Annotated in this window: 17 protein-coding genes and 2 pseudogenes; 12 read left to right on the forward strand and 7 right to left on the reverse strand. The window is 36.5% G+C overall.

Annotated features, from left to right (window positions below; translation table 11 throughout):
- Positions 1 to 127: pseudogene (locus MF4640_RS02935) on the reverse strand (IS5/IS1182 family transposase); the annotation flags it as partial.
- Between the two features lie 257 nt (positions 128 to 384).
- Between MF4640_RS02935 and MF4640_RS02940 the strand changes: the two are divergent.
- Entirely contained in the window at positions 385 to 1,791 is a 1,407-nt protein-coding gene (locus tag MF4640_RS02940) for an iron-containing redox enzyme family protein (protein ID WP_005005848.1), read from the forward strand.
- A 200-nt stretch (positions 1,792 to 1,991) separates the two neighbouring features.
- Here MF4640_RS02940 and MF4640_RS02945 read toward each other — a convergent pair whose 3' ends face one another.
- A complete protein-coding gene (locus tag MF4640_RS02945; RefSeq protein WP_004772208.1) occupies positions 1,992 to 2,225 on the reverse strand; it encodes a DUF2171 domain-containing protein in 234 nt (77 codons plus the stop codon).
- Positions 2,226 to 2,489: 264 nt separating this feature from the next.
- Between MF4640_RS02945 and MF4640_RS02950 the strand changes: the two genes are divergently transcribed.
- From MF4640_RS02950 to MF4640_RS02970, 5 genes are all read left to right on the forward strand, one after another.
- A complete protein-coding gene (locus MF4640_RS02950) occupies positions 2,490 to 3,503 on the forward strand; it encodes an acyl-CoA/acyl-ACP dehydrogenase (protein WP_004985006.1) in 1,014 nt (337 codons plus the stop codon).
- Positions 3,491 to 4,267: a PIG-L deacetylase family protein gene (locus MF4640_RS02955; protein WP_004985005.1), complete on the forward strand. Its 777-nt coding sequence runs from the start codon at positions 3,491 to 3,493 to the stop codon at positions 4,265 to 4,267. Before MF4640_RS02950 ends, MF4640_RS02955 begins: the two co-directional genes overlap by 13 nt.
- Entirely contained in the window at positions 4,260 to 4,859 is a 600-nt protein-coding gene (locus tag MF4640_RS02960) for a class I SAM-dependent methyltransferase (protein ID WP_005325058.1), read from the forward strand. Before MF4640_RS02955 ends, MF4640_RS02960 begins: the two co-directional genes overlap by 8 nt.
- Positions 4,856 to 5,500, forward strand: coding sequence for a glycosyltransferase (locus tag MF4640_RS02965; RefSeq protein ID WP_005325061.1), 645 nt, complete (start codon positions 4,856 to 4,858; stop codon positions 5,498 to 5,500). The genes MF4640_RS02960 and MF4640_RS02965 overlap by 4 nt, the downstream gene beginning before the upstream one ends.
- A 384-nt stretch (positions 5,501 to 5,884) precedes the next feature.
- Positions 5,885 to 7,075 (forward strand): MFS transporter, encoded by a 1,191-nt coding sequence (locus tag MF4640_RS02970; RefSeq protein WP_005325067.1) that lies wholly within the window; start codon positions 5,885 to 5,887, stop codon positions 7,073 to 7,075.
- A gap of 61 nt (positions 7,076 to 7,136) precedes the next feature.
- Here the strand turns inward: MF4640_RS02970 and MF4640_RS02975 are convergent, their stop codons facing one another.
- Together MF4640_RS02975 and otsB are read right to left on the reverse strand one after the other, a co-directional pair.
- Positions 7,137 to 8,573 carry a trehalose-6-phosphate synthase gene (locus tag MF4640_RS02975; RefSeq protein WP_010326898.1) on the reverse strand — a complete coding sequence of 479 codons (1,437 nt, stop codon included), beginning with the start codon at positions 8,571 to 8,573 and terminating at the stop codon, positions 7,137 to 7,139.
- Positions 8,561 to 9,415 carry a trehalose-phosphatase gene (gene otsB, locus MF4640_RS02980; protein WP_005005835.1) on the reverse strand — a complete coding sequence of 285 codons (855 nt, stop codon included), beginning with the start codon at positions 9,413 to 9,415 and terminating at the stop codon, positions 8,561 to 8,563. The genes MF4640_RS02975 and otsB overlap by 13 nt, the downstream gene beginning before the upstream one ends.
- A 260-nt stretch (positions 9,416 to 9,675) precedes the next feature.
- Here otsB and MF4640_RS02985 point away from each other — a divergent pair.
- Positions 9,676 to 9,878: pseudogene (locus tag MF4640_RS02985) on the forward strand (transposase); the annotation flags it as partial.
- Between the two features lie 46 nt (positions 9,879 to 9,924).
- Here MF4640_RS02985 and xseB read toward each other — a convergent pair.
- The gene (gene xseB, locus MF4640_RS02990; RefSeq protein ID WP_004986572.1) at positions 9,925 to 10,119 is read right to left on the reverse strand and encodes an exodeoxyribonuclease VII small subunit; all 195 of its coding nucleotides are present in this window, start codon (positions 10,117 to 10,119) and stop codon (positions 9,925 to 9,927) included.
- A complete protein-coding gene (xseA, locus tag MF4640_RS02995; protein WP_005005834.1) occupies positions 10,112 to 11,374 on the reverse strand; it encodes an exodeoxyribonuclease VII large subunit in 1,263 nt (420 codons plus the stop codon). Before xseA ends, xseB begins: the two co-directional genes overlap by 8 nt.
- A gap of 562 nt (positions 11,375 to 11,936) precedes the next feature.
- Here xseA and MF4640_RS03000 point away from each other — a divergent pair.
- The 3 genes from MF4640_RS03000 (at position 11,937) to MF4640_RS03010 (ending at position 13,239) form a co-directional block, all read left to right on the forward strand.
- Positions 11,937 to 12,164 carry a hypothetical protein gene (locus MF4640_RS03000; protein WP_005005832.1) on the forward strand — a complete coding sequence of 76 codons (228 nt, stop codon included), beginning with the start codon at positions 11,937 to 11,939 and terminating at the stop codon, positions 12,162 to 12,164.
- Positions 12,165 to 12,258: 94 nt separating this feature from the next.
- Positions 12,259 to 12,528, forward strand: coding sequence for a hypothetical protein (locus MF4640_RS03005; RefSeq protein WP_004984984.1), 270 nt, complete (start codon positions 12,259 to 12,261; stop codon positions 12,526 to 12,528).
- A 501-nt stretch (positions 12,529 to 13,029) separates the two neighbouring features.
- Complete coding sequence (locus MF4640_RS03010) at positions 13,030 to 13,239, forward strand: hypothetical protein (protein ID WP_004676710.1); 210 nt, start codon at positions 13,030 to 13,032, stop codon at positions 13,237 to 13,239.
- Between the two features lie 641 nt (positions 13,240 to 13,880).
- Here MF4640_RS03010 and MF4640_RS03015 read toward each other — a convergent pair.
- Complete coding sequence (locus MF4640_RS03015) at positions 13,881 to 15,098, reverse strand: tyrosine-type recombinase/integrase (RefSeq protein ID WP_004984978.1); 1,218 nt, start codon at positions 15,096 to 15,098, stop codon at positions 13,881 to 13,883.
- 385 nt (positions 15,099 to 15,483) lie between these two features.
- Here MF4640_RS03015 and icd point away from each other — a divergent pair, with 385 nt between their 5' ends.
- Positions 15,484 to 16,737, forward strand: coding sequence for an NADP-dependent isocitrate dehydrogenase (icd, locus tag MF4640_RS03020; RefSeq protein ID WP_005401098.1), 1,254 nt, complete (start codon positions 15,484 to 15,486; stop codon positions 16,735 to 16,737).
- A 285-nt stretch (positions 16,738 to 17,022) separates the two neighbouring features.
- Complete coding sequence (locus tag MF4640_RS19390; RefSeq protein WP_171263844.1) at positions 17,023 to 17,196, forward strand: hypothetical protein; 174 nt, start codon at positions 17,023 to 17,025, stop codon at positions 17,194 to 17,196.
- Positions 17,197 to 17,200 lie beyond the last annotated feature (4 nt).

A 17,200-nucleotide genomic window follows, 5' to 3' on the forward strand; every position in this document is an offset into this window, starting at 1 on the left:
CTGATTTCTTTTTGAGTGATTCTGCTTTTTCTAAAACCTCTACCATTTCAGTAAAAACATGTCGAGGTACGCCAACCAAGCGTTTGAATTCAGAATCTGAAAAACGATTTAATTTCTGATATCTCATGAAATTTATATTGAGGTGGTTTTTACTTTCGCAAGAGGTCTACCATATTTTTTTAATTTTAATGAATGTGATTGAAATCACATATAGTGAAATGTTTCTTTATTTCAAATATTATAATTATTTACTTAAATTTTTGTATTTTAAAACTAAATAAACTAAAGGATTACATTTGTTAACGTTTCTTTTCAAAGTTGTTAATTAATTAAGTACAAGTGTCAATTATGTTGGTATAAGTTATTTACCGCGAGAGAATTATAATGCCTACTGCAGTAAAAGAGAGAATTTTAAATTTAATAACCGATGCCCATCAGAAATATTTTGAAATAACACAATTTTTCTTAGATCCATCAATGTCACGTTCTGAAAAAGAGTTGAAAGCTTATCATTTCCTAGAAAACGAAATACTTCATTTGGATAGTGATTTCTCTGATTTTCCTACTAATGTTGATCAATTGGCAGTCTGGATGCAGAAACATAATAAAACGCAATGCTTGCATTACAAAGAGTACTTAGAAAGGCGTGAAAATGGGAGTGCAAGGGAGTTTTTTGGAACTACAAGTAAAGCTTATGAATTTTTATACAAAGTAGCACCGACCAAACGTGTAGACGGTGCTTGGCTTTATAGCTTTACGCAGTACTGGAATGATCCAGCTTTTAGAGACTTTATACAGATATATGTTGAGGAGTTGGGGTTAGGTTCTAGTCAAAGTAACCATGTAAAAATTTTCAATAAATTACTTCTATCACTTGGTCTTCATCAATTTTCAATGAATTTACCTGATGAATACTATCACCAGTCAGCAATACAATTGGCTTTAGCTTATGCTCCATCAGATTTTATACCCGAGATTGCAGGTTTTAATTTTGGATACGAACAACTACCACTTCATTTACTGATTACAAATTATGAACTTAAAGAGTTAGGTATTGATTCCAAATATTTTAACCTACACATTACAATTGATAACTTTGATAATGGACATGCTCAATTAGCTACAAATGCGATCAAATGTTTAGCCAAACGTTACCCAAATCAATCCGAATTTATTCGTAAATTAAAGATAGGCTTTTTATTGAATAATCGGGGAATTAGCTCAGTTCAAATAATAAAGAACCTAAATACTGAGCGAGTGGTTCTGGACATTTTCAAGAGCAAAGCTTTGGTTGGAAAGCACATGCATAATGAGAAATGCAAGTTTAAGAATAAGTCTGTAAATTCATGGCTATCAGAAGAAGATCAGGTTGAGGAATTCATTCTTGAGCTAATAAAAATAGGATGGATTAAGCTTAACGAAGATCCTGAACATAGCCGATTTTGGAAAATGATCAATGATGAAGATGGGAAAATGTTTGGAGTTTTCTCTGCTGCAGAAAAAGCTTTTATTTATGATTGGATTGCTGGTGCTAATTCAAGTAGACGCATTAACCCAGTAAATACAGAATATATAAAAAACTTTATAGAACTAAATGATTTTAGTTATTTGTCAGAAAAGGAATTATTGCTGTTACAGCAGCAAATTCAGATATCTACAAATACTGGACATAAAATTAGCAAATTGATGCCATATTTAGCTCCACATCAACATCACCAAGAGATTGGTTTATGGGCTACGCAAAAAGTAGTTGAATATATTTTCCCATTCTTAGGCAGTAATTTTAAATAAGAGTAGGCTAACTTATTAATTTATACAGAATAGATGTAGTCTATGACAAATAGATTGCATCTCGCTATTTTTTACACGTATGAAATGAAACACCTTTGATTCAAACGGACATTGCGAAGGCTTAGGGCTTTTTTGAAATTACTTACAAAGAAATAAAGAGTACGATCAAATTCTAGCCGTACTCTTTATTTTACGATAATTTAAATAGCTTGCCATTGTTGCTTAACTTCTTCTGAATTTTTAATCAGAACTACTTTGTCATCTTTGACCTCACCAATCCATGCCGTTGGGATCAGATGATGCTGATCATTTTCATCACGCGTCAGTTTGAGTTGGCTATCACCTTCGAGATGATCAACTGTTCCGACTTTGGTACCACAAGAAGCAATTACATCTGAATGTTTTTTAATATCTTGAATATTTAAAGTACTCATTTCTTAAACCTCTTTTATAAACATTACAACACAGAAGCCTTTAAGCTACTGCTTATTTCCTCATAATTGTTGGATTTTAAATAATCCTTACATGATGATTTTATAGATTCACTTAAACCTACTATTTAGTTAACAATGAAACAAAAAGAAATAAATAGTTAAATAATTACGAATAATTATCTTTTCATTACAATTTATCTATTTAACTAAACAGATTATTTCAATTATTGTTTAAATAAACTCATTTGAATTAACATTTTAAGAATGAATAGAAAAATATTTATAAAAAGCTCAACTTTAGACATATTAAATCGCTTTGAGCAGTATTCAGCTGAAGAAAAGCTAACTCAACGTCCAATTGTGTTGAAACAGTTGATTCATTCTGTTGGACGATTGCCTGACCCTGCTTCGGGACAAACCTATCAACGCTGGCAAATTTTTGCCCAGATAGCTGGCTTTGACCTAAGTTTAGCAAAGCTTTTTGAGTCCCATTTTGATGCTTTAAGTATTTTGCATGAACTCGGTTATCAACATGAAATCAATGAGGAGACATGGGCTGTTTGGGCTGCCGATGGTGGACCCGTGCCGTTACAGGTCGAAAATGGGCTTTGTAATGGAATTAAGCCGTGGTGTTCAGGCGCTGAATTTATTCATAAAGCATTAATCAGTTTTAAAGATCAACAGGGGCAATCTCAGCTCTGCATTATTGACCTCAACCAATCCTTGATCACCATTGATCTGGCTCACTGGCAAGCTATAGGCATGAAGGGAACACAGACCGCAAGAGTCAATTTTCAAGAGATAGCAGTCAAACTCATTGGTCACCCCAATGACTACCTTGATCGGGTTGGTTTCTGGCATGGTGCTGCGGGTGTTGCAGCTTGCTGGTACGGTGCCGCGGTGCGGTTAGTGGATGAGCTACAACAAAGTTGCCTTAAAGCCCCTAATCCTTTTAAGAAAATGTATTTAGGGCGGTTGGTAACTCGACTTGCTGTAACCCGACAATATTTCCAATATATCGCGCAACTGATTGATAGCCAACCCAAGCTTAGCCATGAACGGGATGTACGGATCTTGCGTGCGCAGGCAGAACAAAGCTGTTTGGAGGTTATTGAAGGGGTAGGAAAAGCGCTTGGAGCACGGCCTTTTTGTGAACAAGCAACTTTTGCCAGCCTAATGGCTGATTTACCTGTATTTATTCGGCAAAGTCATGCGGCATTCGATGATGAGCAAATTGCTGAACGATGTTTACAGGAGCAAATATCATGGCAGCTCTAAAACATCCTTTAGTCGAAGATCGTATTATTGAAGGGCAAGGGACCTCCCGAGAACAATGGCTGCATGCATTTGAGCAGCAGCCGCTTTCTCTACTCAATTTTAAAAAATTTCAGTCTAAAAGAATCTTGATTGTTGCACCCCATCCAGATGATGAGATACTGGGGTGTGGCGGCTTGATGCAACAATTAATTATGTTGAATTGTCAGTTGGTGATCGTGGCCGTAAGTAATGGGACACAAAGCCATCCACATTCAACCAAATACAGCCCAGATCAATTAGATCAAATTCGCCCACAAGAAAGCTTGGCGGCCTTACAGCGTCTAGATATTTCTGAATATGTTCAACGTATTGCACTAAATTTACCAGATGGGCAGATTCATTTGCACAGGGAACATCTGTGGCAAGAATTAGACAAGTTGGTTAAAGCGGAAGATATTTTAATTTGTAGCTATGCACAGGATGGGCATCCAGATCATGAAGCGGTAGGAAAAACTGTACAGGCATTTGCTCTAGCTCATGACATGTCATATTTACACGTGCTGATCTGGGCTTGGCATTGGGCGCTACCACTAGATCCGCGTATCAACTGGCAAAAGGCTAGAGCTTACAACTTAACTCAGGCTCAATTAATCAAAAAACGTCGGGCCATCATGCAGTTTAAGAGTCAGATTGAAGCTGATGAAAGTACAGGCAATTCTGCGATTTTATCTCCAGCAATCATCGAACGTTTGTTAATGCCTTGGGAGGTTTATCTTTGTGAATGATTCTAGTCAATATTTCGAAGCCTTATATCATCACAATAACGACCCTTGGGGCTATGATTTACATTGGTATGAAGCTCGTAAAAGGCAGATTTGTTTGGCATTGCTTACTCAACAGCATTATTCATCAGTGTTGGAAATCGGCTGTTCCAATGGCCATTTAAGTGTACATTTAGCCAAACGCGCTGATCAGCTTTTATGTCTAGATTTTTCTGAACATGCTGTTCATTGGGCCTCTAAACGTTTAGAGAATTTGAAGCATGTGAGCGTTCAACACCAAAAAATTCCTGAATATTTTCCTGAACAGAAATTTGATCTGATTGTCATCAGTGAAGTGGCCTATTACTTATCACGCAATGAACTGCATGAACTGATCGATCAGCTCCAAGACAGTTTAACGCCACAAGGTGAAATTCTGTGTTGTCACTGGCGTCACGCCATTCAGGATTTTGAACTAGATGCTTATCAAGTCCATCATTGTTTAAAACAATCTTTGTTGTTCACTCATTATTTAAGTTTGAATGATCCAGATTTCATCATTGATATCTGGACGGTAAATCCTTCATCTTTGGCAAAACAACAGGGCTTAGTATGAAAATAGGTATTGTTATCCCAGCCCATAATGAGGAACAAAATTTATCCGCTTGTTTGCAGTCAATTAAACACGCTATACAGCATATAGGTCACGGTCAGGTCGAGATTCTAGTGGTTTTAGACAGTTGTACTGACCAGTCCCTCATGATTGTAAAGTCACATCAGATGAATTGGCTTGAATGTAATTTTGCTTGTGTGGGCAAGGCCAGAGACCTTGGCATTAGGCAGCTAATCGATCAAGGAGTTACATGGGTCGCTTGCACGGATGCTGATACAATTGTAGATCCTGATTGGTTACTATGCCAAATGCGACATCAACCAACAGATGCCATTTGTGGAATCGTTATACTGGATGATCTTAGTCACTTATCAATACAACAACAGCAAAAATATCTGACGCATTATCAGGACATGATGAATCATCAACATATACATGGGGCGAATTTAAGCTTTAGTGCCGAAGCCTATATTAAGGCGGGAGGCTTTGAACCTATTCCTTGTCATGAGGATGTCTCATTAATTGAAAAATTTATTAAGCAATGTTGCAAAATCACTTGGAGTAATTTGGTTCGCGTCACCACTAGCAGTAGATTAAATGGACGTGCACCTGAAGGTTTATCGTACTTTTTAAAACATTTATAAAATTGATCTGATTTGGTGGAGAAAGCTAATCCACAGCTATACCGAGTGAAATATATTATTCAGCTTTATAAATGAACTGCTTAATTCAGTCATTTCTTCAAAACTTAAGTAAATTCATATCTTTGCCTTGTTTAATTGAAAAGCTAAGAATAAAAAGTGTTAAAAATAAACGCTTTAATTTTATTTAAATAAATGAAGATAAATGATTGATATGTAGCGATTTTATTTCTTGCAAAAAATACTATTTTTAGCTTGGTTTTGTGTATAATTTCGCCATAAAAGCCTCTGTGGATTTATAGAACTTCTCTATAGATTAGCAGGGGTTTTTCTATGGCGATTTATCCGAGATGGACGCTCTGAGTTAATTTGTGTGGATGGTATTAAATGATCCTTTTTTCCAGAACTGCTCTTATTGATCCTGAAATTCAATTAAGTGCTCAACGTCTTTCAACTCGTTTTAGCTTTTTCGGTCTTGGTTTCGCCACGGCTGCATGGGCGCCGCTGATTCCTTTTGCCCAGCAACGTTTGCATTTTAATCATGCCGATTTTGGTTTGTTGCTATTATGCAGCGGCTTAGGTGCAATGCTAGCTATGCCTGCGACAGGTAAAATTGTTCAGCGTATTGGTTGTCGTGTGCCGATCGGTTTCGCTTTACTCTTGCTTGCCGTTTTATTGCCAAGCCTAAGCTTATGGACCTCGCCGTTAATGATGGCGATCACCTTATTCTTATTTGGTACAGCAGCAGGAAGTCTGGGTGTTGCACTCAATATTCAGGCCGTAGTGGTTGAGAAAAATAGCTTAAAATCATTGATGTCTGGCTTTCATGGTATGGCGAGTCTAGGCGGATTAGCTGGGGTACTGACGATTACTGCATTGCTTGCTTTAAGTATTTCGTCTGTTATGAGCGCATTTGCTGTGAGTTTACTGTTGGTAATTATTGTTTTTCTTTCAGTGCCATACAACATAAAAGCTGTAGAAAACACCCTTCTTGAAGCGTCATCGAAAGTGAAAAAGTCGATACGACAGCGTCTGCCACAACCTTTGATTATATTAATTGGTATTGCCTGCTTCATCATTTTCATGACGGAAGGTGCGGCGATGGACTGGAGTGGTATTTATTTAACGCAACAATATGGAGTTAATGCCGCTTTTGCGGGATTGGCGTATACCTTCTTCGCGATTGCCATGACCACAGGACGTTTTACGGGGGATTATCTGATCCGTTATTTTGGTGAAAAAAAGCTTTTAACCTATAGCGCGATTTGTGCAACTTTAGGTTTAGCTTTGGTCAGTATCGCGCCTTATTGGTGGCTGGTTTTAGTGGGTTATACACTGGTTGGGACAGGTTGTTCTAACATCGTCCCGATCATGTTTTCCCGTGCTGGACGTCAGACGGTGATGCCGAGCGCAGTTGCATTGTCTTGTGTTTCGACCATGGCTTATACGGGTATTCTGGTTGGACCTGCTTTCATTGGAATGGTGAGTGAGCTGATTGGCCTAAGTACAGTGTTTATGGCACTATCGGGTCTATTATTATTGATTGTGGCTTTAAATCGGTTTACTTATGTGAAATAAGCCTCATAGTGAATTGAACTGGCAATATCTGGATACTGCCAGTTCCTTACAAATCAAAGTACTATAAATTTTGATAAATAGGGTTAACGTTACGCATTCCCAGGAATCTGAAATCCTGCATAGCGGTTTTGTTCTGTAAGTCGTTAAGAAATGCATTGCGCCACTCATTAATATCAAAATCTTTTAAACCTTTCATCAGTTGTTTGTAACGTGAAATACGTTCACGTCGTGGCATTTCCAGTGCTTTTTTTAAGGCATTGACCATCGCCATTTTGTCGGTGGGATCAACCAGAAGTGCTTCAGACATCTGTTCCGCTGCACCTGCATATTTGGATAGAATAAGTACACCAGGATTTGATGGATTTTGCGCGGCAATATATTCTTTCGCGACCAGATTCATCCCGTCTCGTATTGAACTGATCCAGCACACATCGGCTTGACGATAGATTTGCATCAAATGATGATGTTTTATTGCATCATAAATACATTCCACGGGTTGCCACTCTTCCTTTGCAAATTCCTGATTAATCATCTCGATCTTAATCTTGAAACGCTCAAATAAACGTTGATAAGCTGGAACTTCCAAACGACATGGGCAAGCAATTTGTAAATGTTGAATATGCTGCTGATACTCAGGATATTTCTCTAAGAACTCTGCATAGGACAAAAAGCGTTCCAGTAAACCTTTTGAATAATCAATCCGATCTACGCCGATAATGGTTTTTGCAGCATTCAGCTCTACTGGACGGGTAAGGAAGTCTTGTACATCAATAAACTTATGAGCCGCTTTTTGAATCGCTGTTGGATTTACACCAATTGGATAGCATTTAATTATGGTTAAACGTTGATGGTAGCTTAATAAAGTTTGTTGAATTTTCTGTGCGTTCAATAAAGATGTGCATACTTGCATACACACTTTTTGATCTTTATCTGTTTGTAGACCCACCACATCGTATTGGCATAGATCCTCAATCAATTGTTGAGCACATGGAATTTTTTGCCAGATAAATAAAGGTGCAAAAGGAATGTGCAGGAAAAATCCAATTTTATTCTGCATACCGAGTTCACGGCAATATTTCGCCACACTTAAAAAATGATAATCATGAACCCAAATGGTATCGTCTGGATCTGCAATTTCGGCAAGTTTTTGAGCGAATAAAGAATTTACTTTTTGATATCCTTCGTATTCTGATGTTTTAAACTCAATCAGGTCTGAACGATAATGCATGGCAGGCCAAAGTGAATTGTTGGCAAACCCTGCATAATAATCTGAATATTGAGAATTTGTTAAAGGGCAGGTGACATAATCAACTTTATCCTTCCGAAAAATATTAAAATGTACTTCCTCTTGCTTATGAACTCGTTCGCCATTCCATCCGAGCCATACACCACCAATATCATCTAATGCATCTTGTATAGCGACTGCAAGCCCACCTGCGGTAGTTTTTTGCCCGTTGGGAATACTGACTCGATTCGATAAAATAATTAATTTAGACATGTTTTCTCTCCATCTAAGTTGTTGTTACCCTTAAAATTGTTATCATGGTTTCGAATATGGTCTAAAAATAATTCTAAAAAATCATATACTTGCTTTGTGTCTTTAAGCTGGTATTTGGCATGGGTAAGCCCTTGACCGACTTTGATTGAGATGCCATCTTCCAACTGATTCACAAAATAAAAACCATCTTCGTCCGTAAAGTCATCACCAATGAAAATTGGTGTGTAAACCTCATACTGGTTTAAATGAGCTAAAACTTCCTTGATTGCCAAGCCTTTATTGGCTTGAGCGGGTATTAATTCATAAACGAATTTCCCTTGAATTAATCTTAGGTTGGGGAATATCTTTTGAGCTTCTAACATTATTTTTTTTGCTATATCTTCTAGCTCTGGAGCTTTCCTATAATGCAACGCAATTGATGATTTCTTGTTTTCAATCAGTAAACTTGGATAGGCGATACATGCTCGAGCTAAAATTTTGTGAATATGTGAAATTTCTAAGAAACCCTTTGGTGTACGTAATTCTTTTTCATTTCCAAGATATATTTCTAATCCATGCAATGCAGCAATTGGAAGATCAAGGGATTCAAATAATTTACGTGCAGAATCAATGTCTCGTCCTGTCACAGCTATAACAGGAATTTTATTTGAAATAATTTGTCTTAAAATATTTAAAGTCTTAGTCGGAATATAACTGTTAGTAGGATCTAATTGAAAATCAGATAAAGTTCCATCTATATCTAAGAATAGACATGGCTTATTGTAATTTGAGTTAAGCTTGTCTCTTAATAAAGAGTTCAAGTATTCTAATTGTGAAATTGATTCATCTATTATATTTCTCAATTTTAGTATCTCATATTTCAATTATATTTTATTATAGGTTGATATTTTTTTTATAATACTTAAGTTGTCAATAAGCAAACACAAGTAGAACGTAATTTACATCAGTAATGCTTAGAATACATGGTAAATATTTCTTACATTTTTAATAAGAATTCATTTTTTATATTTATTATAGCTTTGCTACACAAAGATGTATAAGTTGAAGTCGCTTTATTGCATAAACCTATTCTTGAAGGCTTCTTCAGCAATATAATTTTCAAATGAAGAAGCCTACACACAAAATCTACCGCACAACCAATTGGCCCGCATATAACCGAGCTCTCATTAATCGTGGGAATATTGCCATTTGGTTCGATCCAAAGACCTAGTGTATGCACAATCACAAGGCAAGCATGGTCGAAATCAAACTTACTCTGACACCGCTATTCAATATTGTTTAATGATCAAATCCTTATTCCATCTAATGTAGACCAAAAAGTAAAATAAAATTTTCCCATATTATTAACTTATTATTCCTTAAATGTCTCATTCAAAGCTTGTTGTACAGCATCAACACGTGTTTTACAGGCTTTGTATGCCACCATAGACTCTTCAACGATTTTCATTAAATTGTCGATGTCTGGCTCTTCCTGTGACTCCAATAGCTCGGCATTCTTTTTAAGGACTCCATAGCCTTCCTTGAAAGAGAGTTCTTTTTTACTCATTACTAATTACCTTCGTTACATTTGCTTGAATGGTGCCATCCTGTAATTCGACCTGGATGCTATCACCTGAAATCTGTTGAATAGAGCGAATAGCTTTTCCTTCACTACGAACAATTCCGTAGCCTTTAGCCATCACGGTTCTTGGATTCTGAATTAGGGTTTCCCGCAGCAGTGATTCGACTTGATTAGTTGCCAGTTTGATCTGTTGCTGGGCTAAATAATGTAGGGTGCTTAGCATCAAATCTACGCTCTTATTTGCTTCATTAATCTGTCCATGCGCAAGCGTCTTAATCACTCTCATGTATTGATCATTTTGGCTTTGGTACGCCGTGATTTGATGTTGGGATAATAGCTTAATGGTTTGGAATAAATCTAAGACATCCTGAGTCCGTTCAGCAATTAGATTACGAATGCCACTAATTACCTTACTTGGTGTATCAAAAGAACGGTTTGCAACTTCATCCAATATCGTACGGTCTTTCTCGTGACCAATGCCGACCCAAATCGGAACGGTTCGTTTGGCCAACAATGCTGCTAGTTCATAATCATTTAAATAGGCAAGGTCGTTTACAGCACCACCGCCGCGAATAATCACAATGAGATCAGGTGGTGTATTGAAATCGGTAGCCCATTGTCTGAGGCCATTACTTAGAGAGGTGATAATACTTTGCGCAGCTGTGTTCCCTTGGAATGTTGCTGAGTAGTACTTGAAATGACATACATCAGATTTTTCTAAAGCATCAGCATCTTTTTTGAAGTCACCTAGACCTGCAGCATTTTCAGGAGCAATTACCAGGACATTCTGAATATCAAAAGGAGTAGGGACGAGCTTGTTTTTATTTAATAGGCCTTCAGAGGTAAGTCTTTCTAAAATTTGTTGATAGTGCCGTGCAATGTCTCCAAGCGTATAGCTTGAATCAATATCTTCAACATTCACCGAAAAGCCATACTGAGGATCAAACTTGGCTCTAACTTTTAACAAGACATTTAAATCCTTTGAAAGCTCTACACCGCTTTCTCTTTCAAACTTAAGCACCATTTTCTGAGCTATAAATTTCCAGATGGTTCCTTTACAACTCGCTATAACTTTGTCGGTACTTTCATCCTTTTCAGCTAACTCAAGATAGTAATGTCCGCCCTTAATATTTAGATTACGGATCTCAGCTTTCACCCATACAGGCTCATTGAAAGTAATTTGAATTACTTCCTGTACTGTGGATAGATAATCACTAAGAGAAAACTGAGGTTCAGACATTAGGTCAATTATTTTAAGTGGTTAGATGAATAGTATTAAAGCAAAGCTATAAGTGCAAATTGAGAATATGCTCACTTGACCTTGATCAAGGTATATGGCATATTTCTTCTATAGTGGACGTACATATGGAAATTCACTTAATTACCGTAAAAAGCTCATCATTTGATGGGCTTTTTTTGTTACTAGATAATTTGGTATAAAATGCGAATGAGATCTCAATATAAACCAAGTATATTATTTGGTATTAAGTTCTCCATGGTAGTTAATATCAGTTTATACCTGCACCTTCCCCAAGTTGCAGGTTTTTTTTTCTTCATTTTTTATTCGATTAATGATTTAATTATTTTGTTGTAAATAAAAACAACGATTCCTTGTTTCGGCGCAAAAGACCAAGGGGAAAGCCTTACAGAAATGTAGGGCTTTTTTAATAGGAGCTTAACTTAATCGTATTGGTATAAATTTTAATTTTTTATCAGATGCTTAGTCGATAAAGTGCGTTCAAATAATTGCGCTTTTTTGTTCTGATATATTTTAATCATTACTTACAACAAGAAGAATAGAAATGAATATTTGTATCGGTGGTGATTTAGATGGCAGGGTAATAGTGCTTGATAAACCATGTTTTAATGCTAAAAAAGTAAACAAGACAAAAGCAGAAAACTACATTAAGCAAATGTATGTCATACATGGTGACGTCTATTATTTTTGGCGTGATGCTGAGCTTAAATTGTTGGAAGTTACTCAACGTATAGAGATCTTACTGGCAAAGACTAAGCGAAAATCTATTTAACTGTCCCTGATAGTAAGTTTTTTATTGTCTTTATCCGTAAAAGAAATTAGTTTAAATTGAACCAATTGTTAAAATAATTATGAGAACGGAAAAAATGAATAGAAAATTTGAACTACATGTGATTAGCCAGATCTATGACTTTTTAGTTGAAAGAGAGGCGTTTACCTCACTAAACCTTGATCGTAAAGTTACGGAGTTTTTTCGGGAAGTACATGTAGGGCGAGAAGAAGATTTTACAATTCTTGAATCAAATAAAATCTCAGGAAACTTTGGTGAAGTTTCCTATATCAATTTATTGAATGTCCCTAATTTCAACGATAAAGATAAATTTCTGAAATGGGCACATAAAGCTTTAAATTTATAAGTTGTAATAAATCAGTGTAATTTAATAGGAATTGTTTCATTGTTTAACAAATTCAATTACATAAATAATAATGTGGTTACATTATGAACAGTAATTCATCAGAAGGCGGTTAGATAAATACAAATCACAGTGATATGTTTGAATCAAAAGTTCTACATGGATGGAATTAAAGATGAAATTCTTAACTTTGGTGAGCATAGGTGCGGTAGCAAGTTTCTGTTTATTGTTAAAGAGTCACACTACTGAAAATTCATTTCATTCAAACTTCGATAAAGTTGTTCGAAATGCTGTCTTACAGGGATTCATATAAATATAGATGCCTAAGATATATAGCTTTTAAGTACTTAAAGGAGAAATAAGATGATCAGATTATTAATGTGTATATTTGGCCTTCATGGTGCTAGAGAGATTGATTACACCAATGACCAAAAAGAAATTTGTGTATGCCGAGAGTGCTTGAAGAAAGTCAAGAGTCCTTATAAACAGGTATAATTTCTTTTTATGAAAAGACAGTCTAAAAAATCTGAGCATATAACCTCAAATTGGACAACCGAGCAAGATAGTTTCTTAATTGAAAATAGTTTTATGGTGATTGAGCAGCTTATCAATCATCTGCCTTTTACTGAAGATGAAATTATTAAGCGTAAAGAGGTACTAGGTCTCACTAGAAGACATAGACAGATGCGTAAATTTTTAAGCAATCCATCTTAAGAGAGTTCTAAGCCTCTATTTTTTTAAAACGGATCAGACATAAAAGACCCCGTTCGATATCTATTATTCGCGGAGGTTTTTTTCTCTTATGGATGTTGTTATACAACTTTATACACTTAATTAACGTCACAGTTACTTTTATAAAATCTCTTACATGTCTATCCCTAGAATTTGTGATAATTGTTTGCATTTAGAGTCAAATGCATTCTTAATGACTAGAGCATTAAATAGAACAATAGAAGGAGATGGATATGACCTCGCAAGAAGTACTCGTATTTTCAGCCTCAGCATTTGGTCTCACATTACTCATTTATGAGTTTGGACAGATGTCCATGATGTTTAGTTAAACCACCTTCGGGTGGTTTTTTATTGCAAGATATAACTACATCACAATATGGATAGAATATGTAAACTGGTTAAATTTTAGTGTAATTATGAATTTACAATATTTACTGGAAGTTTCGTTTACGTAACAAACGAGTAATTAATGGCTTTGTTGCATAAATATGTAAGCATCTGATTTAAATAAATTTAATTTTAGATCATAAAATTATCAAAACTTTTAAAATCATATAGTTATGAAATCTTTGTGCAACAAAGCCAAGAATAGATGGTAGGTTTATATAGGAATATGCAATAATTCATGTGCTCCAGCTATCTACAATATTTGCCCAATCCTGAAGCATCTTTCTACGATCAGTCAAATATTTCGCATGGTTATATGAAGCGCGGGTCTTATTTACTTCGGCATGGGCTAGTTGTGTTTCAATCCAGTCAGTATTATAGCCAAGGCCATTTAATTCAGTTGAGGCTGTAGCCCTAAAGTCATGAGCTGTTACTTGATTTAAGCCAATATATGTAAGCATTTTGTTTAGAGTAGTTCTAGAGATCATGCAGTCTCTTTTTTGCGGGGAAGGGAATACATATTTTTGATCTTTAGTAAAAGCATATTGTTCATTCAAAATATTAAGTAATTGATTGGAAATGGGAACGATATGAACTCGATTTTTCTTCATTATTCGTTCTTGCTTTAATCGTCTAGAGGCTTTAGGAAATTTGATAATCTTCTCTTCAAAATCTACAAAACTCCATTCCATTTTTCTTATTTCAACAGTCCTGAGCATAGAGTAAAGCATTGCCAAACATGCATTCTTAACGGTTGTAGAACCTCCATAACTATCAATATTTTGTCGTAGTGCATTCTTCTCATGCTTTTCAAGTGGTCGAGCATGTTCTACCTCAGGGGATTCAATGGCCTCCCTTACCGCGTAGGTGGGATCGTTATCAGCGCGTAAAGTCACAATTGCATAGCGCATAACTAAACCAATGAATCTACGATTAAGGTTGGCAGCAGACTCACCAGTGCCATGCTTCCCTTGACTTAATACACGTTGAACAGTGTTCTTCATAATGGATAAGATATCTGCAGAGCTAACGTCATTGATTGGCTTATTGCCAATGGCTTTGTAGACATCCTTTTCCATAGAATTATTAAAACGGCCGATATAGTCCTCTGATTTGTACTTCATTCTCTCTTGAACATATTCTTGAGCAATGGCCTTAAATGTATTGTTAACAGCCAATTCTTTTTCAATTCTATCTTTTTTCTTTTCTTCAACAGGGTTCAAGCCTTTAGCAAGTTTAGCTTTAGCCTCGTCTTTAAGCTTACGAGCATCCTGAAGTGATACTGCAGGGTATTCGCCAAAACTAATAGTCCCTTCTTTTCCATGTAAGACAAATTTGAATCGCCAAATTTTTTTACCAGTCGGGCGCACTTCAATATATAAACGTTCAGCATCAAGTATTCGGTAAGATTTTTCTAGTGATTTTAAAGTTCTGACTTTTGCATCGGTGAGCATACGGGTATCTTGTTAATAGAAATATGTTACCCGTTAAGATACCCGTTTTTATTGAGGATTAAAATAGAATAAAAAAGACTAAAATAGAGTGTAAGTTTTGTTTTGTAAGGGTTTTAGTGGTTTTCATTAGATTGTAACGGATTGATACAGACTCATATTATCAGCATTATTCAGGATGACGATTTTCATAGTCAATAACTTCTGTAATTACATAAAATAAGAAATATCAAGATTTATTTAATAGAGAAATGTAGTTATTTCTCGTATAAATCTCAAAAACAGCGGAATTCGATTAAGCTATTATGCGATAAGAAGAGTGGAAAGTATTGTCTATCGGCAATTATTTTTTAATTTGCCAATTATAATAAAAGGGAGCACCTGCAAAATGGGTTATCAGAAGATCATCGTTCCTGCGGATGGTAGTAAAATTACCGTAAACGCAGATTTATCATTAAATGTTCCAAATCAACCGATTATTCCTTTTATTGAAGGCGATGGTATTGGTGTCGACATTACACCAGCCATGAAAACTGTAGTAGATGCTGCAGTACAAAAAGCATATGGTGGTAAACGCTCGATTGAGTGGATGGAAGTCTATTGTGGTGAAAAAGCCAATAAAATTTATGGCTCTTATATGCCAGAAGAAACTTTTGATGCGCTACGCGAGTTTGTGGTTTCAATTAAAGGCCCTTTAACTACACCCGTGGGTGGGGGCATTCGTTCTTTGAACGTGGCGCTACGCCAAGAATTAGATTTGTACGTCTGTGTACGTCCTGTACGTTGGTTTGAAGGGGTACCATCACCTGTTCAGCACCCTGAACTGACCGATATGGTCATTTTCCGTGAAAACTCAGAAGATATTTATGCAGGAATTGAGTGGAAAGCCGATTCTCCCGAGGCAAAGAAAGTAATTAAGTTTCTCAAAGAAGAAATGGGCGTGACTAAAATCCGCTTTGAAGATAACTGTGGTATCGGGATTAAGCCTGTATCGAAAGAGGGAACGCAGCGTCTTGTGCGTAAAGCCATTCAATTTGCCATTGATAATGATAAGCCGAGTGTGACCTTGGTTCACAAAGGCAACATCATGAAATATACCGAAGGAGCGTTTAAAGAGTGGGGTTATGAACTTGCGATGGACCGTTTCGGTGGTGAGCTCATTGATGGCGGGCCATGGGTAAAAATTAAAAATCCAAAAAATGGTAAAGACATCATCATTAAAGATGTGATTGCCGATGCATTCTTGCAGCAGATTTTAATGCGTCCTGCGGACTATTCAGTGATTGCGACTTTAAACCTGAATGGTGACTATATTTCTGATGCACTGGCTGCAGAAGTTGGAGGGATTGGTATTGCGCCGGGTGCGAATATTGGTGGGGCGATTTCTGTTTATGAAGCCACGCACGGAACAGCGCCAAAATATGCCGGTCAAGATAAAGTCAATCCAGGCTCCATTATTCTTTCTGCTGAAATGATGCTACGGGATATGGGCTGGGTAGAGGCGGCAGATTTGATTATTAAAGGTATTTCAGGGGCAATTGAGGCGAAAACAGTCACTTATGATTTTGAGCGATTAATGCCGAATGCGACCTTATTGCGTTGTTCGGAGTTTGGTGAGGCTATTATTGCGAATATGGAATAAGCCTTAAGCTAAAAATGATAGAAACCCGCATATACTGCGGGTTCTCTTTTGTTGGCTTGAAAATAGGTCTGGAAATAGGTTTGTAATGTAAAACTAGGTTAAAGGATTTGTGCTTTCAGTGAGTATAGGTAAGGCTGAATAATAAGGGGGAGTTGATTCTTAACCATAATTTATATATGTAATTACATTGAATCACCTTGATACAGCTTATGGCTTGGGTTTTCTCCATATTACTGTAAGGTGGGACTTGTCAACTACGGCAAATGATGAAAAAGGAGTAGTCTCATGGCTAATCAACAACAAAATAATCAGCAACAACGTCAACAACAGCCGAATCAACCCCAAGAACAGCAAGATCAGCAGCAACAACAGCAACAGCCGAACCAGCCACAAGAACAGCAAAATCCGCAAAAACAGCCGAATCAAAACCAACCGAACCCAGATCAGCAACAACGCTAGGCGT

The sequence above is a fragment of the Acinetobacter sp. MF4640 genome, from assembly GCF_002018895.1.
In the GTDB taxonomy this organism is placed as follows: domain Bacteria; phylum Pseudomonadota; class Gammaproteobacteria; order Pseudomonadales; family Moraxellaceae; genus Acinetobacter; species Acinetobacter johnsonii.